The organism is Listeria farberi (genome assembly GCF_014229245.1).
Taxonomy (GTDB): domain Bacteria; phylum Bacillota; class Bacilli; order Lactobacillales; family Listeriaceae; genus Listeria; species Listeria farberi.
The window spans coordinates 1-22,954 of sequence record NZ_JAARZJ010000006.1; the positions used below are offsets into that span (position 1 = coordinate 1).

Below are 22,954 nucleotides of genomic sequence, written 5' to 3' on the forward strand. Positions count from 1 at the left end.
GTGGAAGTGTAGCGATACATGGAGCGGACAAATACTAATCGATCGAGGACTTAACCAAAAAATGAAACGAAGTTACCTAACTGAAAACTTTCTTCTCTAGTTTTGAGAGAGCAATCTTTCAACAACTCAATATTGTCTGGTAGTTATGGCGAGAAGGTCACACCCGTTCCCATCCCGAACACGGTAGTTAAGCTTCTCTGCGCCAATGGTAGTTGGGGGCTTCCCCCTGCGAGAGTAGGTCGCTGCCGGGCAATCTATTATTCCACAGTAGCTCAGTTGGTAGAGCAATCGGCTGTTAACCGATCGGTCGCAGGTTCGAGTCCTGCCTGTGGAGCCATTTTTTATTTGAAAGGCTTTTGCTGCCGCTTTAGCTCAGTTGGTAGAGCACTTCCATGGTAAGGAAGGGGTCGTCGGTTCAAATCCGACAAGTGGCTTAAATATAATATCTTCACAAATCGAATGTTTCGCTAGTATGCGAGGCTTTTTTTATTTGTTTTATTACTATTATGTTGAGGGGGATATGCGTTCTTCTACCTAATTAATGAAGGTTTTATTACATATCTTGAATAGAGTGTATAAATATATTATACTAGGGGTATAAATACGAGGCGGATGGGGTGTTTTTTTGAAAGAAAAGAAGCGGCGGATTATTAAGTCAGCTAAAGAGGTATTTCAAAAGCAAGGTTATTTGAAAACGTCTGTACAAGATATGGTGGATGCGGCTGGTATTTCTAAGGGGACTTTCTATAATTATTTTACTTCGAAAGAGGAGCTCGCTATTGTTATTTTTAAGCAGGAATATTCTGTTTTGCATCAGCGTTTGGAGTATACAATGGCACTGGATGGAACGAAGAAGGATAACTTTACGGAATGCTTGAAAATTATTATTCATTTTTATACGGAAAACGGAGAGATATTAAATATTACTTTTTCGCAAACGATGATTGATGATGATTTTAATTCGTTCTTGCAGAATGTGCGGCTTAAGAATATGGAATGGGTTAAAAATCAGCTGTTAGAGGTTTATGGTATGGAAACGGAACCTTATATTAACGATATTACGATGCTCCTAAGTGGGATGGCGGCGATGTATGTTTTTGCGAGTGGGAGTAAGAATGTGGACTCGGGGTTAATTGAACGGGCTATTCCATATGTTGTAAGAAGGCTAGATGCGCTTGTGAAAGATATATTGGTGAGCGGAGAAATTATTTTTACTGAAGCTGATACAGAGAACTTGGTGCCAGATCAAACAATAATCCGTAAGAAGCGTCTTGCTAAATTAAGAGAAGCACTTGAGGAATTGAATGTAGGGATAGAAAAGGAAGATATTGCTGATTCTGATAAATGGCAGTATAAAGAATCGATGAATGCTCTTGTTGGTGAGATTAATAATAACGAAGCACCAAGAGATTTCATGGTTCAAGGAACATTGTTGTATCTTAAGCAACATGTGCCGGCAAGTTTAACCAAAGAAGTGAATAAATTAGAAGCATGTGTGAACGGACTTTTATAAATTTTAGACCGATTAGTCATTTTTATTGACTTGTTGGTCTTTTTTTATTATACTACTGTTATTCATCTGGAAATTTCCACATGGGAAGGGGTATTAATTTTGAATAGTACAGCAGTAGAAAGACCCGTTGATGTTAATGGGAAATCTTATAGTAGAAGTTTATTAGTAGTAACAATGATTATTGGGGCATTTGTAGCAATTTTAAATCAGACGTTATTAGCGACAGCGCTGCCAATGATTATGGATGATTTGCATATTACAGCAGCAACTGGGCAATGGTTAACAACAGCTTTCTTGCTGACCAATGGAATTATGATTCCGATTACAGCACTTTTAATTGAAAAAATTAGTTCGAAAACGTTATTTATTACGGCAATGACTGTATTTACAATTGGTACAATTATTTCATCTGTAGCGGGTTCATTCCCTATATTACTTACTGGTCGTATTGTTCAAGCGGCTGGTGCTGGTATTATGATGCCTCTACTTCAAACGATATTCTTGCTGATTTTCCCTCGTGAAAAACGTGGGGCAGCCATGGGGTTGATGGGACTCGTTATTGCGTTTGCTCCAGCAATTGGGCCAACTTTATCAGGTTGGATTGTGGATTCTTATGATTGGCGCGTATTATTTCTTATTCTAATTCCGATTGCGGTTATTGATATTATTTTAGCTTTCTTCGGAATGAAAAAAGTAGTGAAGTTAACCGATACAAAAATTGATTTTCTTTCTATTGTGATGTCTTCAATTGGTTTTGGGGCGTTGCTTTACGGATTTAGTTCGGCTGGTAATGATGGTTGGGGGGACGCGATTGTTATTACAACATTAATCATTGGTGTTGTCGTTATTGCGTTATTTGTTTGGCGCCAACTAGTAATTGAAAATCCAATGCTTGAGCTTCATGTATTTAAATATCCAGTATTTTCATTATCGGTTATTCTTGGCTCAATAGTAACGATGGCGATGATTGGCGCGGAGATTGTGTTGCCTCTTTATATTCAAACAATTCGTGGTGAGACTGCGCTTCAATCCGGTCTATTATTACTCCCAGGTGCGATTATTATGGGAATAATGAGTCCGATTACCGGGATTATTTTCGATAAAATTGGAGCAAAATGGTTAACGATTACTGGTATTACAATTTTAACTATCGGTACAATTCCATTTATGTTCTTAACGATGGATACGCCGCTTTGGTATATTGTTGTTTTTTATGCAGTGAGGTTCTTCGGGATTTCGATGGCGATGATGCCAGTTTCGACAGCGGGAATGAATGCACTTCCTAACCACTTGATTAACCATGGTTCGGCGGTGAATAATACAATTCGTCAAATTGCTGGTTCAATCGGGACTGCGGTACTCATCACTGTACTAACAAATGTGACGAAAGATAATATGCCTGGTAAAGCGCTTATGGCGACTGATCCAGCTGGTTTTGCTCAAAAAGCACAAGATGCTAGTTTGGACGGAATGCGAGCTGCGTTTATGGTTGCAGCAATTTTCGCGGCTTTAGGGATGATTTTAAGTTTGTTCCTTAAAAACAAAAAACAAGAACCAATTGTCAAAGAATATACGAAATAATATAGAAACAGGGTCAAGAATCCAATTTTGGATAATTGACCCTGTTTTTTATACTTTTTTAAGAGAGACTTTCCAGCTGGTGCCTGTGCCTACCGAATATGCATCTACGAAGGACCCTTGATTAATACCGAGTCCAAGATTATCAAGTGAATTGACATAGATGAGTGCTTCACCAATCCGTAAGTCTGCGAATGAGCGGCTGTAGGTAACGAAATTTTTATAAACTACGCGGTCGTGGTGTTTGATTAGAACTTCAATGGAATCCCCGTATTTTGCGCCTAATTGCAGAAAATCAGTCCGGCGAATATTTGTCCAAAGGTTGCCAAATGGGCGGTCGATTATATCAATTGTTCCATAAGCCTGTTCTTCTTCTAAATAAGAATCACTTAGGCTTAACGAAACAATGGATTCAGGTGTGGCTTCAGGACCAATATCTTCAAAACTAATCACGCCAGCAGCAAGTCTCGCAGCAGTATAGGCAAAAATATCGCGACCATGGAATGTATGAGAAGCGCCTGACCGTGGGAGGCGATTTTTCTCTTCATCAATAAGGCGAACTTCTTTAATCGTTCCGTAGTGGGCAATATGCGTTAAAGTTCCATTGTCTGGTGTAATTATATAATGACCGTCTTCTGTTAAAATGGCTACACTCCGCCTTTTTGAACCAACTCCAGGATCAACAATAGATACAAAAATCGTAGCTTCAGGCCAGTAAGGAACAGTTTGTAAAAGACGATAAGAGCCTTCCCAAATATTAAATTGAGGAATTTGATGCGTTAAATCGTATATTTGTAAATCACTACTAACACTATTAATCACACCATACATAGCACTAACTGCACCATCACTAATACCAAAATCAGATTGTAAAACAAGTAGCTGTTTTGTCATTTGAAATCCTCCATTTCGAGCAATTTAGGGCAAAATAAAAACTCGCCCTCGTCCAAAAAACTCTTGGAATAAGGGCGAGAAAAATTTCACGCGGGACCACCTTAATTTATTTTCAGCTTACACTGAAAACCTCAAATAAGCATTTATGTAAAATACTTACGGCGTTTGATAACGGGCGCCAAATCCGTTGTGGCTTACTTATTTTCAGCGACAAAGCTCAAAGGCCATTTTCGGACATTGTTTTTTGTTCCTTTTCAGCAGTGGGAACTCTCTTTTTGAAAAAACGGATGTCGTACTTTTCTCGTCATAGCTTTATTATAAAGAATACAGAAAAGTTGGATAAGTGTCAATGAATATAGCATGATTTGTGAGGGGAATCGCATAGTAGTGCTATTTGAGAACGATTATCAACTGTCTTTTTACTGTGATTTTCAAGTAAGAACTGTTATAATATAAGCGAAAATTGTAAACGCTTTCTCTATTTAGGAGGTAATGTGATGGGCGCAAAAGTATCAGTGCGAATTAATGGTGAGGCGCGGGATGTGGTCGAAGGAACACGAATACTGGACTATTTAAATGCAGAAGGAATACAGCATCCGCATATTTGTTATAGTGAGCAAATTGGGCCAATTCAATCTTGTGACACGTGTATGTGTGAGGTTGACGGGGAGCTTATGCGGGCGTGCAGCACGAATCTTACAGATGGGATGGAAATTAAAACAAATTCAGAACTAGCTAAAGATGCGCAATTAGAAGCAATGGACCGGATTTTGGAAAATCATTTACTGTATTGTACAGTTTGTGATAATAATAATGGCAACTGCAAAGTACATAATACAACAGAACTGCTTGGCGTGGAAAAACAAGACCGCCCATACCGGGAAAAGGGTTACTTAAATGATTTTTCGCATCCATTTTATCGGTATGATCCGGATCAATGCATTCTTTGTGGACGTTGTGTGGAGGCTTGTCAACAAGTGCAAGTGAATGAGACGCTTTCGATTGATTGGGAAAGAAGTCAGCCGAGGGTTATTTGGGATGATGATCGTCCAGCGAATTTATCGTCTTGTGTTTCGTGTGGGCTTTGTGCGACAGTATGTCCATGTAACGCTTTAATGGAAAAATCAATGCTTGGTCAAGCTGGCTTTATGACGGGACTTGATGAAGACATGCTAGAACCGATGATTGATATGGTGAAAAAAGTCGAGCCGAATTATCAAACCGTTTTTGCAGTGTCGGAAATGGAAGCAGCGATGCGGGAAACGCGGACGAAGAAAACGAAAACGGTTTGTACTTTCTGCGGGGTTGGTTGTGCGTTTGAAGTATGGACGAAAGACCGTAAAATATTGAAAGTCGAGCCAACTGGGGAAGGTCCTGTAAACAAATTTGCTACGTGTGTGAAAGGGAAATTTGGTTGGGATTTTGTTAATAGTGAAAAACGGATTACGACACCACTCATTCGCGAAGGAAATGAATTTGTGCCGGCGAGTTGGGAGGATGCTATTCACCTAGTTGCAACCAAACTACGCGAAATCCAAGCCAAATATGGAAATGATTCACTTGGATTTATTAGCTCCTCTAAAACGACCAACGAAGAAAACTATTTGATGCAAAAACTAGCGCGTCAAGTCTTTGAAACGAATAATATTGATAATTGCTCGCGTTATTGTCAGGCGCCTGCTTCGGATGGACTTACTCGTACAGTTGGGATTGGCGCGGATTCAGGGACTGTAGAAGATATTGAAAGTGCGGGACTTGTGATTATTGTTGGCGCATCTCCAGCAGATGGTCATCCGGTGCTTGCTAGCAGAATCAAACGAGCTCAGAAGACACGTGGCCAAAAGCTGATTGTTTCCGATTTGCGAAAACACGAAATGGCGGAGCGCTCAGATTTATTTATTCATCCAAAACAAGGGACTGACTTTGTTTGGTTGACAGCGGTTGCGAAATATATGATTGATCAGGGATGGCATGATGAAGTCTTTATGAATAACCGTATTAGTAATGTGGCAGATTACTTAACATTTTTAGAACCATTTACACTGGAATACGCCGAAAAAGAAACGGGACTACCGGTGGAGACCCTCAAATTAGTGGCGGAAATGATTCATGAAGCGGACGGGACAGCGGTTTGTTGGGGAATGGGAGTTACGCAAAATATTGCGGGATCACATACATCGTCGGCTATTGCTAACTTGCTTCTTGTAACTGGAAACTTCGGAAGACACGGTGCAGGAGCTTATCCGCTTAGAGGACATAATAATGTGCAAGGCGCTTGTGATATGGGGTCATTACCAAATGTTTTACCAGGAATTCAGCCACTTGGAAACGATGAAGTACGCGCTCGTTTTGAAGAAGCTTATGGGGTATCTATTTCGCCAGAGCCTGGTCTAAAAAATAATGAAATGCTTGATGCGATTGAAGCTGGAACACTTCATTCTATGTATGTGATTGGTGAGGAAATGGCTTGGGTGGACTCTAACTCGAATCATGTGCAAGAAATCCTTTCAAGCCTTGATTTCTTTGTTGTTCAAGATGTGTTTTTATCAAAAACAGCTCAATTTGCTGATGTTGTTTTCCCAGCTGCTCCATCACTTGAAAAAGAAGGGACGTTTACGAATACAGAGCGTCGCGTACAACGGCTTTATGAAGTGTTAGAGCCGCTTGGAGATTCGAAGCCGGACTGGTGGATTATTCAAGAAGTAGCAAGAGCATGTGGTAGAACAGACTGGAATTATAATCATCCGAGCGAAATTATGGATGAAATTGCTAGCTTAGCGCCTTTTTTTGCAGGTGTTCGTTATGATCGAATGCAAGGATTTAATAGTCTTGTGTGGCCAGTTAGTGTGGACGGGAAGGATATGCCACTACTTTATGAAGAACGATTCAATTTCCCTGATGGTAAAGCACAGTTCTCGACATTACCATATATTGCCCCGATTACTTTCCCGGAAGAATTTAATTTAACGCTTAATAATGGTCGTTTATTGGAACAATTCCATGAGGGTAATTTGACGGATAAATCAAAAGGATTGGATTATAAATTACCAGAAGTATTCGTGGAGGTTTCTCATGAATTAGCTAAAGAACGCGATATTGAAAGTGGTTCGCTTGTTCGTTTAAGTTCGCCGTATGGGCGTATCAAGCTTCGTGCGGTTGTTACTGAGCGAATGAAAGGCAATGAAGTCTATGTGCCGATGCATTCAGTAAGTAGCGAAACGGCAGTCAATTTGCTGACTTCAAGTGCGGGGGACGTTCGAACGAAAACGCCTGCATATAAACAAACCAAGGTAAATCTAACTGTACTTGAAAAAATTGGGAAAAATCCACTTCCAGATCATAATCCGCGTAACCGTAAAAGATTCCCGCAAAACGGGGCTGAGGTGGAGCGCAAGTGGTCAAGAGAAGATTATCAACCGATTTCTAAAGTGAACTGCGCCTGTGGTGGCAACTGCGGATGCGAGGGGAAAGGGAGGAATCATTGATGGCAGAACCAATTTCCACAATTCGTGATACAAAGAAGACACCTGAAGAATTAGAGAAAGAACGTTTAGCGCAAATGAAAGCTGACATTGCAGAACAAGATTCTGGTTTTATCGAAATAGTAGAAACGGTGAAATTACTACAAGAGTCGGGTGCGCTTGACGCTCTAAATAGCGCGATAAAGGCACGGGGAGATATTACGAAAACATTTTTAAATGAATGGCGTAAAGAACCAATGACAAATGCGATAAATAATATGATGATTTCAAGTAAACTGCTAACCGATACAAAACCAGAGCAGACCGAGGAAATGATTTCAAATTTGAAGGATGCAGCGAAAAAAGCAGAAGAAAGTGCAAAAAACGATGAAATCATGGGTATGTTAGCGATTATGAAGGTACTGAAAGATCCGGATATTAACCGGGCGCTCCGTTACGGCATGACCTTTTTGAAAGAAGTAGGGAAGACATTAAAATAATTATCTGAAACAGCGAGACTTCCTAGTATCGCTGTTTCGGCTTAGAAAGGAGTGGTTTTTGATGGATATTGTATCGCGTCAAAAAATTCGCCGTTTTGAAGCTGGCACTTTTCAAGAAATCGAATCAAGTGTTGCGACCGAGTATCCGCTAACTATCTACGTTAACGACCAAGAACTCGTGACCATCGTCTGCACGCCAGAGTATTTGGAAGATTTAGTCGTGGGCTTTCTAACATCGGAAGGCATTGTTCGCGGTCCGGGAGACATTGATTCCGTGGATATTATTGAAGCGACTGGTCATGCCAAAGTTAACGCCAACTTTGTTAACAAATTCAATGCCAAGTACCGCGGCAAACGCTACATCACCTCATGTTGCGGCAAGTCGCGGGAAAACTTCTACTTCCAATCAGACGCCTCGCTCGTCAACGTGAAGCAAAATTCAAGTCTGAAACTCACAACAGACATGATTTTCCGCTTAATGGAAAAATTTGAGCAAAATTCCGCAACATTTCATCAAACCGGCGGGGTTCATAATGCGGCGCTATGCAGTTCGGCGGAAATTATTTATAGTCGGATGGACATTGGACGTCATAATGCGCTTGATAAAATATATGGTCGTGCTTTAAAAGATGGGACAGCTACAGATGATAAAGCGATTATTTTTAGTGGGCGAATCTCCTCAGAAATCCTCGTTAAGACAGCTAAATTAGGATGCGGAATTATTTTATCTCGCTCTGCACCTACCGAACTGGCGATTAACATGGCGGAAGAATTGCACATTACAACAGTTGGTTTTATCCGAGGAGATAGGTTAAACGTCTATTCTGGATTTGAACGAATCACATAAGTTTGATATGATGCAGTAAAATAGGACGGTAAGGTGAATAGAAAAAATGAAACAAATATTAGTAGTAGACGATGACCGGCACATCCTTAAACTTGTAGGACACTATCTCCGTGCAGAAGGTTTTCATGTTTTAGAAGCAATTGATGGCGTAGAAGGAGAGAAAATAGTCGAAACGGAGCAAGTTCATTTGGCGGTAATTGATGTGATGATGCCAAACATGGATGGCTTTGAACTGTGCAAAAAGATGCGCATAAGCTATCCTGATATTCCCGTTATTATGTTGACAGCCAAAGATGCACTTGCGGATAAATCGCGTGGTTTTGAAGTTGGTACGGATGATTATGTCACTAAACCCTTTGAACCAGAAGAGTTAATCTTTCGGATAAGGGCTTTACTCAGACGTTCCAATCAGGCTAGTGAAGCGAAAATTACTATCGGAAATATCACCATCGACCAAAAAAGTTACGGCATAAAAATTGGCAATCAAGAACGAATGATTCCGGTAAAAGAATTTGAACTGTTATATCAATTAGCGAGCTACCCCGGACGGATTTTTACTCGAGAAGAATTAATTGAGCGGATTTGGCAACGAGATTATGACGGTAGTGACCGGACAGTAGATGTACATATTAAACGTTTGCGCGACCATTTTGATGAGGAAAAGGACGGTATTCGGATTGTCACGGTTCGCGGTGTTGGCTATAAATTGGAGGAAACAACATGAAGTCATTATATAGTCGAATAGTTGTGACGATGCTAGTTGTCATTCTTTCCAGTAGCCTGCTCGGTTTTTTCTTTGCGAACATTTATTACCAGATAAAATTAAAGCCTTTTAATGATGAAAAAACAGCTAAGATAGCGCAGGAAGTCCAACAATTTTATCAATCGAATGCGTCGATTTCTCTAAAAGAGTATTTGGAAAATGTAGGTGAACTTGGCTATGAACTGTATCTGACGGATGGCAAAGATCAATCGGTTTATTTTGGTGGTGCGTTTCGAAAAAAAGATTTACCTAACAAAACAGTTCAACAAGTGTTAGCGGGTGAGACGTATCACGGAATTGATACGTTTGATACGGGCATTTTTATTACTGGATTTTTTGATAATGATGTTAGAAATACAATTGGAGTTCCAGTCAAGGTGGACGGGAAACAACTGGCGCTATTTATACGTCAAGATCCGGAACAACAATTCGGTGAACTTAGGATCTTTTTCGCGATGATACTTATTTTCACGTCTATTATTAGTACTTTATTTGTGCTTATTAGTGGCAGATACATAGTAAAACCAGTTGTGAAGCTTACTACTGCTACGAAAAAAATCCGGAGAGGAAATTATGATGTGGCGCTCGAAGTCCGGCGTAAAGACGAGATTGGTCAGCTGGCGGACTCGTTTGCCAAAATGGCGAGCGAACTCGAAAAATCTGAAGCCGCCCGCCAAGAATTTGTCGCAAATGTTTCTCATGAACTGCAATCACCACTTACATCGATGCAAGGTTTTGCTAGACTTTTAGGTTCAGGAACACTAACCGAAAAAGAACAAAAAGAATATTTAACTGTTTTATCAGAGGAGACGACACGCCTTTCTTCTTTAACGAAACAGTTACTTACACTTGCTTCACTTGACCAAGAATCTGAGTTACGGAAAAAAGAACCAGTGCAATTAGCAGAACAGTGGCGCCAACTAATCCAAATGACCGAATGGAGTTGGCGAGAGAAAGAGCTAACAATAAATTTAGAGTTGGCTGATATAAACTATTCTGGTGATGACGAATTGCTTTATCAAGTGTGGTCTAATTTATTCAACAATGCAATTAAATATACACCACAAGGCGGGGATATTCAGGTGCGCCTTTATGAAGAAACGACCAATGTTTTTGTTGAAGTCTGGAATAGTGGCGCCTGCATCAGTAAAGAAGATATGGCGAAGATTTTCGAACGTTTTTATAAAGCAAGTCAAAGCCGTACCCGAGAAGAAGGTTCAAGCGGCTTAGGCTTATCCATTTGCAAAAAAATAATTATGTTACATCACGGTGAAATCACTGTTGAAAGTAATACTGAAAAAGGAACAACATTCAAAGTCAAACTACCAAAAAACTAAATTTGTAAAATCCGATTCACATTCCGTTTACAAAACTTCTTTAAACTAAGTGTAAGATCTTAGAAGGAGTTGAACGGAATGTTTTTGGCATTAAGAGAATTAAAACACGCAAAACTACGCTATATTTTAATTGGATTAATTATGGTGTTAATCGCCTGGCTCGTTTTGTTCGTTACAGGACTAGCGAATGGGCTCGCAAATGATAACGGAGCAGTCATTTCATCAAATAAAGCAACTTATTATGTACTACAAAAAGACTCAGACAATCGCTTAACGAGGTCCAATTTAACTGCAGCTGAAACAGAAAGTGTAGCAAAGCAACTTAAAAAATCTGAAAGCACCAACTTAGGTGTACAAATGGGTACAATCACACCACCAAACAAAGACAAAAAAACAGACATTACTTTTTTCGGAATAGATAAAACAGGCTTTATGAAACCAGCCATTTCAGAAGGTAAAGAGCCGCAACAAACTAAAGAAGTTATAGCAGATATTTCTTTGAAAGAATCCGGCTATAAACTAGGTAGTAAAATCAAAGACAGTGCAACAGGAGAAACGTTCACTATTACTGCCTTTACGAAAAACAATACATTTAGCCATTCCCCGGTTATTTTCGTTGGTTGGGACGCTTGGAAATTAGTTCACCAAACAAATCAAGCCGCAGAAGGAGAATATAATGCTGTAGCACTGGATGTCTCTGAAAATACTGCTAAAAATCTATCAATTGGTTCGATGGAACTTTCCTCTAGTAAAGAAGTGCTTCAAGGCATTCCGGGTTATTCAGAAGAACAAGGTTCGCTACTGATGATGATTGCCTTTTTATTCGTCATTGCTGCATTTGTTCTAGCTGCTTTCTTTTATGTCATTACGATTCAAAAAATCAATCAATTTGGTATATTAAAAGCAGTCGGCGCAAGAACAGCGTATTTAGCGCGAAGCATCGTTACCCAAGTTGTTTTCTTATCAGTCGTCAGCTTATTGATTGGAAATGGGCTAACATTTGGACTCGCGGCAATTTTACCAGCTAGCATGCCGTTTACACTTAGTCCAATACTTGCAATCGGTTGTTCCGCATTATTCCTAGTTGTAGCAGTCATCGGATCAATGTTATCACTCTACCGTGTAGCCAAAGTAGACGCGTTAGAAGCAATTGGGAGGGCAAACTAATGACTTTAATGATGAAAAATATTTCTAAAAATTATCAAGATGGCGAGCAAGTCATCGAAGTATTAAAAAATGTTTCTTTAGAAGTAGCGCAAGGAGAATTCGTTGCAATCGTCGGCCCATCTGGTGCGGGGAAAAGTACATTTTTATCCATTGCAGGAGCTTTATTATCACCGACAGAAGGCGAAATTGCTATTGGCGGAAGAACATTAAATGACCTTACAAGCAAAGAATTAACAAAAGTGCGGCTCGAGAAAGTTGGTTTTATCTTCCAAGGAGCAAACTTAATTCCGTATTTAAGTGTGCGGGATCAATTACTCGTAATTGCAGAACTATCCGGTGAAAAAGGTCGAGCTGCAAAAGAAAAAGCAGATAAACTTCTTCAAGAATTAGGCTTAACCGCGCACGAAAATAATTATCCAGAAAGCTTATCCGGCGGTGAAAAGCAACGCGTTGCTATTGCTAGAGCGCTAATGAACGATCCCGATATTATTTTAGCAGACGAACCAACCGCAAGCTTAGATGCAAATCGTGGCCATAAAGTAGTCCAAATGATTGCAGATGAAGTAAAGCGAAAAAACAAAGCAGCAATCATGGTAACGCACGATGAGCGGGTGTTAGACTTAGTTGACCGTGTAATTCGGATTGAAGATGGATATTTGAAGAATTAAAAAAGTTTTGGCTCTGTCCGGCGCCTCTAAAGTTAGACCGAAGAATCTAACTTTAGAGGCGTATTTTAATTGGCTAAAATTTAAGAGAAAACTATAAAAAAAGTATTATCCGGAGCATTCCCCTAAAGGAACACAATCAGATAATACTTTGCCTTAAACTTGAAATGCGCTTGATTCACAATGAAGCTTTACCGTTCTAATTGGCGGAGTAAATTTACTTCAATTGGTGCTGCTAAAAAAGCAGGAATATTTTTCTTGAAAAGTTTATAATGCGCAGTCTCATTATGAAACTGAATTGCGGCTTCATCAGCCCACTTTTCTAAAAGGTAAAAAGTGTTTTCCTGCTTTACGGAGCGAACTAATTCGTAGCCGTGGTTTCCAGCTTCCAAAAGCGAACCTTGGATGACTAAATTCACTTCTGTCAAAAAAGCATCTACTAAATCTGGTTTTACTTGGATTTTTGCTTGAATGTGCAACATTTGTGGCCCTCCTATTTGTAATCTAGCTCAATTACTGTTTCGTCTGTAGAGAATTTTTCTAAAAACCAATATGTTTTTTCGATGCTCTTAGATGTTTCGTGTAATGTTTGGTGAACCGCGTCTTCTCCAACTTGAATATCTTCTATATAAGCTTTGGCATTTCCTGGCATAAAGAGTCTGGTTGCGAGCGAACTAATCGTTGGGACAATCCCGTCTGTTGGGTTATCTTCGCTTAATTCACCTGCAATTGCAAGCACTTCTAAATCAGGACTGACCTCTGTTTGATTTTTAATAAAATAATCCATTTGAGGAGTACTATTTGGCAACTTTTTAAAGGATAAATCCATTCCATTATCGTCTGGGTCTAAATCATTAAATGGGGAACCAATTGCTACTAACTTACGCAAAGTGGGTACAGTTTTATCTTTCGAGTAATCTTCTGCGTAATAAGTTAGTGCCAAACCTCCATTGGAATGCCCTACGCCGTCCATTTGTGTAAAGCCATATCGTGATTTTAAATCTTCCATCGCGATTTTTAACCATTTGGACCAATCGTCGGGGGTTGCTTGATTTTGATCGAAGCCGAATTTTATAATGGGACGTTTGGCATCTTTTGTAAGCTTACCTTCGAACTTGATTTTTCCTTCTGAATTAACAGTCATAGTCAATGTTTCATTAGAACTTTTATATTCGTTCATTAGTTGGTCTGCCATTTTATCAAGAGAACTCGCATTACCACCGCTCCCGTGAATTAAAATAATTGGTATTTGATCTTTCAAATCTACTTTAGGAGGTTCGTAATTATTAGGCTCTTCACTATTTTGGCATGCAGCAAGAATTAGCGTACCAAAAAGTAAAATCATGATTGTAATAAAATATTTCTTCACTAAGTATCTTCCTCCATTCCAAATTATTATACCAAAAATCGACGTGACAATCATGTGAAACTCGTCTATAATCGAAATACATACTAACGGAATTATAGAAAGGTGCGAAAACTAGTGACAAATGTAGCGATTGATACAGTTATTACAGACATGGACGGAACATTACTTGTAAAAAAAGGAGATCAAATTCATCCCCTAAATAAAGAAGTTTTAATAAACTGGCAAGCAGACGGAAAAAACCTTTTCCTAGCAACAGGTCGACTAGACTTAGCTATTTTGCCATTTATCCATGAACTCAATATTAAAACACCAGTTATTTCTTGTAATGGTGGCTTAGTACGTGACTTTACTACTGGAGAAATTTTATATAAAAGTAATATTGAGTTAGACTTGGTACATACAGTACTAGAAACGCTTGAACCATTAGGCGTTAACTACCATATTTATACAACAGAACGAATTATTGGACCAACAAATACTGGCAAAATCGCTTTTTTTAATGAGCTAAATAAAACTTTACCAGAAAATGAGCAAGTTCCAATTACTTTAACAACAGATCCTTTCAGCGTGCTCCGTGAAGGTGAATTCCCACTAAAAGTGCTCGTAATTGAGTCTGACTTAGAAAAACGAGCAGAAATCAAAGCAGCTCTGCAAGGTTTACCGCTATCTGTCCTAGCTTCTGCGTCTAATTTAATTGATATTATGAATGAAGGTATTGATAAAGCAAAAGGCCTTACATACCTAGCAGATAATGGTTGCATTAATTTAAATTCAACTATTGCTTTTGGTGATAATGAAAATGATGTTGGGATGATTGAACTTGCAGAAATTGGCGTAGCTATGGAAAACGGTATTCCACTTGCTTTAGAAAAAGCTGATAAAATTGCAAAACATCACAATATTGGCGGATTAGGCCTATTTATACAAGAAGAGATTTTATAAAATATGTGTGAAACTTCTACTTAAATCACGAGTAGAAGTTTTTTTCTTTAAAGAAAGCTTGCACTAAAAATGTATATATGCTAACATGTGCATATAAAGAAAATAGGTCTTTACAGAGGGGAAGTAATCATATGGCACATAATCACGATCATGCACATGGTCACAACCACAACCATACGCATAATGCCAATAAAAAATCATTATTTATTAGTTTTATCCTAATCGCTACTTTTATGATAGTTGAAGTTATTGGTGGAATTATGACCAATAGTTTAGCACTGCTTTCTGATGCTGGACATATGCTTTCTGACGCTGTGGCATTAGGTTTAAGTTTGGCTGCATTTAAGTTCGGCGAAAAAGCTGCAAGTTCTGATAAAACGTATGGCTATAAACGCTTTGAAATTTTAGCAGCATTTTTAAATGGGTTAACGCTCATTGGGATTTCAGTTTTTATTTTCTATGAAGCAATTGGTCGTTTCTTTGATCCACCACAAGTAATTGGAGCAGGGATGATGACTATTTCTGTTATTGGGTTACTTGTTAATATTTTAGTAGCTTGGATTTTAATGAGAGGTGATACAAGTGGAAATTTGAACATGCGCAGTGCTTTCTTGCATGTGTTAGGTGATTTGCTTGGATCTGTTGGTGCTATTACTGCGGCTCTGCTCATTATTTTCTTCGGCTGGAATATCGCCGATCCAATCGCCAGTGTTATTGTGGCAGCGCTAATTTTAATTAGTGGCTGGCGCGTATTAAAGGATGCGATTCATATTTTGATGGAAGGAAAACCAGCTAACGTAGATACAGAAGCAATCAAAACTTTCTTCCAAGAACAAGATGGCGTGACTGAAGTGCATGATTTACATGTATGGGCGATTACTTCTGATTTTAATGCTCTTACAGCTCATTTAACCGTAAGCGAAAACGCTGACCGGGACAAAATTTTGGCAGATATTGAGCAGTATTTACAAGAAAATTTCTCTTTAGAACATAGTACAATTCAACTTGAAGGAAATCACGCTCACCATCATCACTGCAATTAATGCCGCTTCATGATATAGTTAACGTATCAATTAGAGGAGTTGGTTTAGATGGAAGAACAAGTTGATTTAGGTCATTTTTTGAAAAAAACTTTTATCGCTGTAGTTGCCGTAACATTAGTATTTATCGGGGTTCTAGCAATGTTCACAATCATCGGTGTTATTATCGCTATTCCGCTACTAAAAAAAGCTGGCAAAATGCTTCTTGCTAAAACTGAAGATAGCAACCATACTCATTCACACGGCGGCAAATTAAAAATAAAATGCCCAGCGTGTAATGCAAAAATGAAATTCAAAGATAGCGAAATACTCGACGAAAAATAACTTTTAAAGCCTTCTCAGTGAAAATGAGAAGGCTTTTTTATCTAAATGTGCATTATTTTAAGAAATTCGGGAAAAGGAAACGAGAGGTGTTGTCAAATGAAAGTGGTAGGATTAACAAAGGCATCAACTGATTTCGTGGATATGGAAATCAAACAACCAGTGCCAGAAAATCATGATTTATTAGTAAAAATTAAAGCGATTTCCATCAATCCAGTAGACACTAAACAACGCGAAGCAACCAAACTAACAGGAGATGAAGTTAGGATTTTAGGTTGGGATGCAGTTGGTGAAGTAGTGGAGATTGGTTCAGAAGTGACTTTATTTAAAACGGGACAAGAAGTATATTTTGCTGGCGATGTTACAAGACCTGGTGCATATGCCGAATTCACGTTAATTGATGAACGACTAGTCGGTTTGAAACCCAAACATTTAAGTTTAGAAGAAGCCGCTGCAATGCCACTGACAACTATTACTGCATGGGAAGCTCTTTTTGACCGTTTGGGAATTGTTGAGGCCGATAAAGGAAAATCCATTTTAATCATTAATGGAGCTGGTGGAGTGGGTTCGATTGCGACTCAACTAGCTGCAAACATTGGACTTAATGTCATCGCTACAGCATCACGTGAAGAAACAATAGAATGGACGAAGAAACACGGTGCAAATCACATCATTAATCACCGAGAAAATTTAACAAAACAATTGAAAGAACTTGGTTTTGAACAAGGTGTCGACTTTATTTTGTGTTTGCATAATACAAATGCTCACTGGGATGATATGCAAGAAGCAATTCGACCACAAGGCAAAATTTGTTCAATCGTGGAACTTGCAAAACCAGTGAAGATGTCTCTTTTAAAAGACAAGAGTGCTACTTTCAGCTATGAATTTATGTTTACTCGTTCGAAATACAATACAGAAGATAAAATCAAACAGCATGAAATCCTTACAGAAGCAGCGAACATGCTAGATAAAGGAGACTTAACATCAACATTAAATAAAATGTTATCTCCTCTAAATGCAAAAACGGTAGAAGAAGCTCACAAAATTATCTCATCCGGAAAAATGATTGGAAAATTAGTAGTGAAAGGATTTGAGTGATTATGAGTGAAAAACAAGTTGCGCTATATATTGCAGTGAGTTTGGACGGCTACATTGCGGATGAAACTGGCAGCGTAGAATGGCTAGAATCTGTTGATAGCGAAGGTGATGCGGGTTATGAGGCCTTCTTTGATAACGTGGATACGGTTGTAATGGGACGGACTACGTATCAACAAATTTTCTCGCTCACTGATACATTCCCATACAGCAAAAAAGATGTCTATGTTTTTTCCAACACGAAAGCTGGGACAAAAGATGAATACGCTGACTTTGTTGCCGGCACAGTAGACACTTGGTTAAATAACATTGACGGTGAAAAAATTTGGCTTGTAGGTGGTGCGAAATTAGTAAAGCAATTTTTAAAAGAGAGAGCAATTGATCGGTTTGTCATAACGATTGCACCTATTATTCTAGGAAAAGGAATTCCGCTTTTTGAAGAGGACCAGGAACATGCGCTAGAACTAGAAGAAGTAACGCGTTTCGGCCAGTTCGCGCAACTAACGTATAAAAACTTGGAGGAAAATTAAATGAAAATTGCAGCTTTTGATATTGATGCGCAAAAAGGATTCACGCCGCTTTGTCCCGATGAATTACCAGTTTCGGGCGGTGACGAAATTGTGCCGGAACTTAATTTTATGGCAAGTCTTGCTTCTATTCGAATTGGTAGTAAAGACGCGCATCCGCAAAATGCCGTATGGGTAGTTGATTCCAAAGACGAAATGTTGACTGAACTCGAATATCCAAATGCGGACCGAACTTGGGTTAGACACTGTGAACCAGGTACAAAAGGTTTTGAATTATTAGATGGTTTGCCAGTTGTTACTGATTATGATTACTTTATTTGGAAAGGCATGGAGCCAGACATTCATCCGTACGGCGCTTGTTATCACGATATTGTTGAACAGCTTTCAACAGGTGTACTAGAATATTTACGGGAACAACAGGTGGATTTAGTTCTTGTTGGAGGTTTAGCTTTTGATTTTTGTGTGAAAACTACGGTTATACAGTTAAGTAGGGCAGGCTTTTCTGTATTAGTTTATTTACCAGCGACACGTGCATTATCTGAACAAGGTTTTGATAAAACAAAAGAGCAATTAGCAAATACCGAGAAAGTGCAGCTTATCGAAACAAGGGAGGAACTTGTCGCCTACTGCCAGTGATTATATTGGAAGAGGTGAGGGGAATGAGGAAAGTTGGTATATTTCCTAGTATGATAATTCTTTTCACAGTAGGAATTTCTGCTGTGTTATATCCGCTATTACCTTCTGAAGTGGCGGTACATTTCGGCACGGACTTCTCCCCAGATATGTTTATGCAAAAGTGGCTCGGTTTAATTCTGATTCCTTTTTTAATGATTATGTTCACAGGAACAGAATATTATGGGAAAGAAAAAGTGAACCAAGAGAGTTTGCTTGAATTTGAATATTGTTTTAGACTGTTGTTAGTACTCCTAACGATTATTCAAATGAGTATTATTGTATACGCACTAGGTTACGATATCCCAACTGGTAGATTTTCTTTAGTCACAGTAGGAGCATTCATGTTTGTTGTTGCAGCTTACATTCAATACTCAAAAAAACTCTTTAAATTTTTAACGATGATTGGTTTTAAAAAGATTGATGCATGGTCAAGAAATCTACTTAGAAAAATCACAACTGTTACACTTAATATAGCTGGTACAATCTGTTTTATCCTTGCTTTGTTTATGCGTAATGATCCCAGTTACTTAATGTTAGCAATGTTGATGGCGATGTGTATTATTGTAGTTGGTTCAGGAGTTTACCTTAACAAGAAATAAAAATATAACAGTTTTTATTTACAAGTGATACAGTTCCGGTTTATAATGGTGGCGGAAGTTCTGCGCGAATTTGGCAGGAAGTCCGTCATTTTTTTTGCGTAATCAAAAAGCGCTTACAAAAGAGGAGGAGAAATATTGCATAAAACAGCCAGAAAAATAGTAGTGGCACTCAGCTTGTTATGTTTACTAGTACTTACAGCATGTCAGTCTGGCGAAAAAGGGGAAAGTGAAAAAGTAACATCAGAAAAGAAAGCAAAAGTTGTTAACATCATGGAAACGAGTGGAATTCCAAATGCAAGTCCGACACTCGCAGACAATAGTGTAAGTTTTCGAGTAATCAATCAAATTTTTGAAGGATTATATCGATTAGATAAAAATGGGAAACCGGCGCTAGCACTAGCTGCCAGTGAACCAGAAGAAAAAGATGGCGGGAAAACGCTTGTTTTTAAAATTCGCAAAGATGCCAATTGGTCAAACGGCGACCCAGTGACGGCTCAAGATTTTGAATACGCTTGGAAAAAAGTGGTAGACCCAAAAACTGCCGCTGCATACGGACCACAAATGGAAGAAATCGTCAAAAATGCCACCCAAATTTTGAAAGGTGAAATGTCACCAAATGAACTTGGAATCAAAGCGTTAGACGACAAAACATTACAAATCGAACTAGAAAATCCACTGCCGATTTTCAAAGAGCTCCTAACGACCGGTACGTTCTTCCCACAAAATCAAGCATTTGTAGAAAAACAAGGTGACCGTTACGGAACAAAAAGCGACACGTTGATTTCCAACGGCCCGTACAAATTAGAAAATTGGAATGGCACAAATATGACATGGGATTATGTTAAAAATCCGACTTACTGGGATAAAAAGAACGTCCCAACTGAAAAAATCCATGTAACAGTCGTAAAAGATACTAATGCCGCTTTAAATTTATACAATACAAACAAATTGGACCGAGTGGAACTTGACGGCGAATTTGTTAAACAATATAAAGATGATAAAAATTTCCATAAAGAAGCAACTGGACGCTCTGTCTATATGAAGATGAATCAAGGTAAAGATGGCGTGAAAACGGATTTAGCCAACTTGAATTTACGTCGTGCTTTAGCAATGTCTATTGATAAAACGGGCATGGTTAACACACTTCTTGCTAATGGTTCCAAAGCATTAAATGGAGATGTTCCTGCTGACATTATGTTTGACCCAGAAACAAAAGAAGATTTCCGTAAACAAAACGGGGATTTACTCAAATTTGATCAACAAGAAGCAATAAGCGCTTGGAAACAAGGCTTAAAAGAAATTGGGGAATCAGAATTAACACTGACTTTAACAAGTGGTGATACATCTCTACAACGCAAACAAACAGAATTTATCCAAAATCAATTGGAAGAAAACCTTCCTGGACTAACTATCAAACTAAAAAATGTTACGAACCAAGCTAGTTTCCAAGCGGACGTTACACAAGACTTTGAACTACTACTAGGGGGTTGGGGAGGCGATTATCAAGACCCACTAACATATCTCAACTTATTCCTCACAAACAGCCCAGGGAACCATACAGGCTTCTCAGACGCGAAATACGATGAACTAGTCCTTGGCGCGAAAGGTAAACTCTCAGCAGACCCGGAAAAAAGATGGCAAGCCTTACTAGAAGCTGAACAAATCTTGCTGAAAGATAACGCCGTACTCATTCCGCTATATCAAGGCGGCCGAGCATACTTGCAAAAAAGCAATCTGAAAAACTATACAACTTATCCAATTGGGTCAGAAAACTATAAATGGATTGAAAAAAATTAATTTAAAATGAGTCTAGTTAACTATACTAGACTCGTTTTTTTATACCCGAATGAAAATAAGACTTAGGATGTACCAATTTTCAGCCTAGAGCCGTTCGTTCCTTTTTTAGATGTCCTCTATAATTAACCTATCAACAAAAAAGGACGGTAAAAACAATGAAAAAGGGACTTTTCGGTTTACTGGCTGCAATTTTTGTATTAACAATGGTTGTAATTGAATTTTCAGCACCAGTTGGATCAGCAGCAAATACATATTACGTTACAATCAAAAACGATGGAAAAGAAGTTACCAAGTCGAAGTTCAAAGGGTATTCTTTCCGCGAATCGTGTCTAGATAATCAAGGAAACAGTCACCAAGTTAACTTCATGTCAACTACACAACTTAAAAAGAACAAACAGTATAAAATCGTCGTTCAAGACAACGAACTACTCGTTCAAGCCAAAGAAATAAACAGTGTTCCACTTGCAAGTAGCAAATAAAATTAGAAAAGAGGAAAAAATCATGAACAGTTTTTGGAAAATATTTTTTACAGTTATTTTAGGATTTATTGCACTTAATATCGTACTGGATATTGTTGGAATCACACTTCACTTCTTATTCCCAGTCCTTGTACTAGGTGGAATTGGATATTTACTTTATCGCATGTGGGGAAATTCTCCGAAACATACAAGTCAACGCGACAAGAAAGACCGTTACGATTGGTAAAATTTTGCTAAATAAGCTCCCTAGGCTTTTAGATATACAGAACCTAATTTCTTTTACAGAAGTTAGGTTTTTTTGTATGGTAAGTTTGTTATAATAAGGTAAAGGAAATGAGGCGATGAAAATGAAAAAAGATATAATTACCAAATCTATTGTTATATCAATCATTACAGTCTTAGTTTTCAACATTAAACGTAAAAAAGTAAAATAAGCATCAAAAATCTAAAAATAACGATTAAATGGCTATTTTAAGCCGTTTGTAACTAAAGTGGCAACATATATGCTATAATAGCAAAAAGAAAATCACGGAGGACATAGAGATGGACATTGAAAACACATTATTAAAGCAAGAATCATGGCGTTTCATTGATAATACAACAATCAACCCAGCTTTTGATGCTATTCAATCATTTGCGACTGACGATACGTTATGTCGTTCAGTTGGAGCGAGAATGGTGCCGTCCACTGTTCGAGGTTGGGTTCATGAAAAAACAGTTTCCCTTGGAATACAAGATTCTAAGTTACCAGATATAGATAAGGGGATTGCTTTTTTACAGGAACAAGGTTATAGAGTAGTAGTTCGAAACTCCGGTGGTTTAGCAGTTGTACTTGATGCAGGTGTGCTTAATCTCTCCATGGTACTTCCAGACGCTGAACGTGGAATTGCGATTGAACGGGGTTATGAAACTATGTTTACCTTGATTAAGGATATGTTTGTAGATTGTAATGAAGTAATTGAAGCGAAGGAAATCGTGAATTCTTATTGTCCTGGAAGCTATGATCTTAGCATACAAGGACAGAAATTTGCTGGGATTTCACAACGTAGAATGGCGAAAGGTGTCGCTGTTCAAATTTATTTAGCTGTTGATGGCAATCAAGACGCTCGCTCAGAACTAATTCGCAATTTTTATGCAATCAGTGGGAAAGACAAGCAAACCAAATATAGTTTTCCAGATGTGGATCCAGAAGTTATGGGTACGCTAGCTGATTTAATGAAAGAGAATATTACTGTTAATGGATGTTTAGTACGATTATTTAATAGTTTGCGTCATTATGCAGGTGAACTTGAATCAGGCACTCTGACTTCAGAAGAACTCGATTTATTTCCAGCCTACTATGAACGTTTAATTGCCCGAAATGATAAAGTGCTTTCTTAAATTAC

Annotated in this window: 23 protein-coding genes, 2 tRNA genes, 1 rRNA gene and 1 other annotated feature; of the genes, 23 read left to right on the forward strand and 3 right to left on the reverse strand. The window is 38.5% G+C overall.

Annotated elements, in window-relative coordinates:
- The first annotated feature begins 135 nt into the window (after positions 1 to 135).
- The 5 genes from rrf (at position 136) to mdrT (ending at position 3,094) form a co-directional block, all read left to right on the forward strand.
- Positions 136 to 251, forward strand: a 5S ribosomal RNA gene (rrf, locus tag HCB45_RS06410).
- Between the two features lie 10 nt (positions 252 to 261).
- Positions 262 to 337 (forward strand) — tRNA-Asn (locus HCB45_RS06415).
- A gap of 24 nt (positions 338 to 361) precedes the next feature.
- Positions 362 to 434 (forward strand) — tRNA-Thr (locus HCB45_RS06420).
- 191 nt (positions 435 to 625) lie between these two features.
- Positions 626 to 1,513, forward strand: a complete 888-nt coding sequence (gene brtA / locus HCB45_RS06425; RefSeq protein WP_185319968.1) for a bile-regulated transcriptional regulator BrtA — start codon at positions 626 to 628, stop codon at positions 1,511 to 1,513.
- A 99-nt stretch (positions 1,514 to 1,612) separates the two neighbouring features.
- Complete coding sequence (mdrT, locus tag HCB45_RS06430; protein WP_185319967.1) at positions 1,613 to 3,094, forward strand: cholic acid efflux MFS transporter MdrT; 1,482 nt, start codon at positions 1,613 to 1,615, stop codon at positions 3,092 to 3,094.
- A gap of 48 nt (positions 3,095 to 3,142) precedes the next feature.
- Here the strand turns inward: mdrT and HCB45_RS06435 are convergent, their stop codons facing one another.
- Positions 3,143 to 3,985 (reverse strand): SAM hydrolase/SAM-dependent halogenase family protein, encoded by an 843-nt coding sequence (locus tag HCB45_RS06435; RefSeq protein WP_185319966.1) that lies wholly within the window; start codon positions 3,983 to 3,985, stop codon positions 3,143 to 3,145.
- Between the two features lie 67 nt (positions 3,986 to 4,052).
- Positions 4,053 to 4,302 (reverse strand) — a binding site (T-box leader).
- Positions 4,303 to 4,482: 180 nt separating this feature from the next.
- Between HCB45_RS06435 and fdhF the strand changes: the two genes are divergently transcribed.
- The 7 genes from fdhF to HCB45_RS06470 all read left to right on the forward strand — a co-directional run bounded on the left by fdhF (position 4,483) and on the right by HCB45_RS06470 (position 12,728).
- Positions 4,483 to 7,470, forward strand: coding sequence for a formate dehydrogenase subunit alpha (gene fdhF, locus HCB45_RS06440; protein ID WP_185619330.1), 2,988 nt, complete (start codon positions 4,483 to 4,485; stop codon positions 7,468 to 7,470).
- Positions 7,470 to 7,946, forward strand: coding sequence for a helical membrane plugin domain-containing protein (locus HCB45_RS06445; protein WP_185319964.1), 477 nt, complete (start codon positions 7,470 to 7,472; stop codon positions 7,944 to 7,946). Before fdhF ends, HCB45_RS06445 begins: the two co-directional genes overlap by 1 nt.
- Before the next feature lie 61 nt (positions 7,947 to 8,007).
- Positions 8,008 to 8,793: a formate dehydrogenase accessory sulfurtransferase FdhD gene (gene fdhD, locus HCB45_RS06450; RefSeq protein ID WP_185319963.1), complete on the forward strand. Its 786-nt coding sequence runs from the start codon at positions 8,008 to 8,010 to the stop codon at positions 8,791 to 8,793.
- A 46-nt stretch (positions 8,794 to 8,839) separates the two neighbouring features.
- A complete protein-coding gene (locus HCB45_RS06455) occupies positions 8,840 to 9,517 on the forward strand; it encodes a response regulator transcription factor (RefSeq protein ID WP_185319962.1) in 678 nt (225 codons plus the stop codon).
- Positions 9,514 to 10,893 (forward strand): sensor histidine kinase, encoded by a 1,380-nt coding sequence (locus tag HCB45_RS06460; protein ID WP_185319961.1) that lies wholly within the window; start codon positions 9,514 to 9,516, stop codon positions 10,891 to 10,893. The genes HCB45_RS06455 and HCB45_RS06460 overlap by 4 nt, the downstream gene beginning before the upstream one ends.
- Before the next feature lie 78 nt (positions 10,894 to 10,971).
- Positions 10,972 to 12,060, forward strand: coding sequence for an ABC transporter permease (locus tag HCB45_RS06465; protein ID WP_185619332.1), 1,089 nt, complete (start codon positions 10,972 to 10,974; stop codon positions 12,058 to 12,060).
- Positions 12,060 to 12,728 (forward strand): ABC transporter ATP-binding protein, encoded by a 669-nt coding sequence (locus tag HCB45_RS06470; protein ID WP_185619334.1) that lies wholly within the window; start codon positions 12,060 to 12,062, stop codon positions 12,726 to 12,728. Before HCB45_RS06465 ends, HCB45_RS06470 begins: the two co-directional genes overlap by 1 nt.
- Positions 12,729 to 12,916: 188 nt before the next feature.
- Here HCB45_RS06470 and HCB45_RS06475 read toward each other — a convergent pair whose 3' ends face one another.
- Both HCB45_RS06475 and HCB45_RS06480 read right to left on the reverse strand, forming a co-directional pair.
- On the reverse strand, positions 12,917 to 13,207 hold the full coding sequence (locus tag HCB45_RS06475; protein WP_185619336.1) for a putative quinol monooxygenase: 291 nt from the start codon (positions 13,205 to 13,207) through the stop codon (positions 12,917 to 12,919).
- 11 nt (positions 13,208 to 13,218) lie between these two features.
- On the reverse strand, positions 13,219 to 14,094 hold the full coding sequence (locus HCB45_RS06480) for an alpha/beta hydrolase (RefSeq protein WP_185319957.1): 876 nt from the start codon (positions 14,092 to 14,094) through the stop codon (positions 13,219 to 13,221).
- 114 nt (positions 14,095 to 14,208) lie between these two features.
- On the opposite strand from HCB45_RS06480, the gene HCB45_RS06485 reads away from it, so the two are divergent.
- From HCB45_RS06485 to lipL, 11 genes are all read left to right on the forward strand, one after another.
- Entirely contained in the window at positions 14,209 to 15,036 is an 828-nt protein-coding gene (locus tag HCB45_RS06485; protein WP_185619338.1) for a Cof-type HAD-IIB family hydrolase, read from the forward strand.
- A gap of 131 nt (positions 15,037 to 15,167) precedes the next feature.
- Positions 15,168 to 16,079 carry a cation diffusion facilitator family transporter gene (locus tag HCB45_RS06490; RefSeq protein ID WP_185319955.1) on the forward strand — a complete coding sequence of 304 codons (912 nt, stop codon included), beginning with the start codon at positions 15,168 to 15,170 and terminating at the stop codon, positions 16,077 to 16,079.
- Between the two features lie 48 nt (positions 16,080 to 16,127).
- On the forward strand, positions 16,128 to 16,400 hold the full coding sequence (locus HCB45_RS06495; RefSeq protein ID WP_185319954.1) for a hypothetical protein: 273 nt from the start codon (positions 16,128 to 16,130) through the stop codon (positions 16,398 to 16,400).
- 96 nt (positions 16,401 to 16,496) lie between these two features.
- Positions 16,497 to 17,495 (forward strand): zinc-binding alcohol dehydrogenase family protein, encoded by a 999-nt coding sequence (locus HCB45_RS06500; protein WP_185619340.1) that lies wholly within the window; start codon positions 16,497 to 16,499, stop codon positions 17,493 to 17,495.
- Between the two features lie 2 nt (positions 17,496 to 17,497).
- Positions 17,498 to 18,022, forward strand: coding sequence for a dihydrofolate reductase family protein (locus tag HCB45_RS06505; RefSeq protein ID WP_185319952.1), 525 nt, complete (start codon positions 17,498 to 17,500; stop codon positions 18,020 to 18,022).
- Positions 18,023 to 18,655 carry a nicotinamidase gene (locus HCB45_RS06510; protein WP_185619342.1) on the forward strand — a complete coding sequence of 211 codons (633 nt, stop codon included), beginning with the start codon at positions 18,023 to 18,025 and terminating at the stop codon, positions 18,653 to 18,655.
- A 23-nt stretch (positions 18,656 to 18,678) separates the two neighbouring features.
- Complete coding sequence (locus HCB45_RS06515) at positions 18,679 to 19,293, forward strand: DUF1648 domain-containing protein (RefSeq protein WP_185319950.1); 615 nt, start codon at positions 18,679 to 18,681, stop codon at positions 19,291 to 19,293.
- Positions 19,294 to 19,428: 135 nt separating this feature from the next.
- On the forward strand, positions 19,429 to 21,090 hold the full coding sequence (locus tag HCB45_RS06520) for a peptide ABC transporter substrate-binding protein (RefSeq protein ID WP_185619343.1): 1,662 nt from the start codon (positions 19,429 to 19,431) through the stop codon (positions 21,088 to 21,090).
- Positions 21,091 to 21,245: 155 nt separating this feature from the next.
- Complete coding sequence (locus tag HCB45_RS06525; RefSeq protein WP_185619345.1) at positions 21,246 to 21,569, forward strand: YxeA family protein; 324 nt, start codon at positions 21,246 to 21,248, stop codon at positions 21,567 to 21,569.
- A 22-nt stretch (positions 21,570 to 21,591) separates the two neighbouring features.
- Entirely contained in the window at positions 21,592 to 21,795 is a 204-nt protein-coding gene (locus tag HCB45_RS06530) for a hypothetical protein (protein WP_185319947.1), read from the forward strand.
- 317 nt (positions 21,796 to 22,112) lie between these two features.
- The gene (lipL, locus tag HCB45_RS06535; RefSeq protein ID WP_185608107.1) at positions 22,113 to 22,949 is read left to right on the forward strand and encodes a lipoyl-[GcvH]:protein N-lipoyltransferase; all 837 of its coding nucleotides are present in this window, start codon (positions 22,113 to 22,115) and stop codon (positions 22,947 to 22,949) included.
- Positions 22,950 to 22,954 lie beyond the last annotated feature (5 nt).

Excerpts from the sequence above, each read along its gene's own strand:
- HCB45_RS06435 (WP_185319966.1), bottom strand. The coding sequence starts at position 3,985 with ATGACAAAACAGCTACTTGTTTTACAATCTGATTTTGGTATTAGTGAT.
- fdhF (WP_185619330.1), top strand. The coding sequence starts at position 4,483 with ATGGGCGCAAAAGTATCAGTGCGAATTAATGGTGAGGCGCGGGATGTG.
- HCB45_RS06445 (WP_185319964.1), top strand. The coding sequence starts at position 7,470 with ATGGCAGAACCAATTTCCACAATTCGTGATACAAAGAAGACACCTGAA.
- fdhD (WP_185319963.1), top strand. The coding sequence starts at position 8,008 with ATGGATATTGTATCGCGTCAAAAAATTCGCCGTTTTGAAGCTGGCACT.
- HCB45_RS06455 (WP_185319962.1), top strand. The coding sequence starts at position 8,840 with ATGAAACAAATATTAGTAGTAGACGATGACCGGCACATCCTTAAACTT.
- HCB45_RS06460 (WP_185319961.1), top strand. The coding sequence starts at position 9,514 with ATGAAGTCATTATATAGTCGAATAGTTGTGACGATGCTAGTTGTCATT.
- HCB45_RS06465 (WP_185619332.1), top strand. The coding sequence starts at position 10,972 with ATGTTTTTGGCATTAAGAGAATTAAAACACGCAAAACTACGCTATATT.
- HCB45_RS06470 (WP_185619334.1), top strand. The coding sequence starts at position 12,060 with ATGACTTTAATGATGAAAAATATTTCTAAAAATTATCAAGATGGCGAG.
- HCB45_RS06475 (WP_185619336.1), bottom strand. The coding sequence starts at position 13,207 with ATGTTGCACATTCAAGCAAAAATCCAAGTAAAACCAGATTTAGTAGAT.
- HCB45_RS06490 (WP_185319955.1), top strand. The coding sequence starts at position 15,168 with ATGGCACATAATCACGATCATGCACATGGTCACAACCACAACCATACG.
- HCB45_RS06495 (WP_185319954.1), top strand. The coding sequence starts at position 16,128 with ATGGAAGAACAAGTTGATTTAGGTCATTTTTTGAAAAAAACTTTTATC.
- HCB45_RS06500 (WP_185619340.1), top strand. The coding sequence starts at position 16,497 with ATGAAAGTGGTAGGATTAACAAAGGCATCAACTGATTTCGTGGATATG.
- HCB45_RS06505 (WP_185319952.1), top strand. The coding sequence starts at position 17,498 with ATGAGTGAAAAACAAGTTGCGCTATATATTGCAGTGAGTTTGGACGGC.
- HCB45_RS06510 (WP_185619342.1), top strand. The coding sequence starts at position 18,023 with ATGAAAATTGCAGCTTTTGATATTGATGCGCAAAAAGGATTCACGCCG.
- HCB45_RS06515 (WP_185319950.1), top strand. The coding sequence starts at position 18,679 with ATGAGGAAAGTTGGTATATTTCCTAGTATGATAATTCTTTTCACAGTA.
- HCB45_RS06525 (WP_185619345.1), top strand. The coding sequence starts at position 21,246 with ATGAAAAAGGGACTTTTCGGTTTACTGGCTGCAATTTTTGTATTAACA.
- HCB45_RS06530 (WP_185319947.1), top strand. The coding sequence starts at position 21,592 with ATGAACAGTTTTTGGAAAATATTTTTTACAGTTATTTTAGGATTTATT.
- lipL (WP_185608107.1), top strand. The coding sequence starts at position 22,113 with ATGGACATTGAAAACACATTATTAAAGCAAGAATCATGGCGTTTCATT.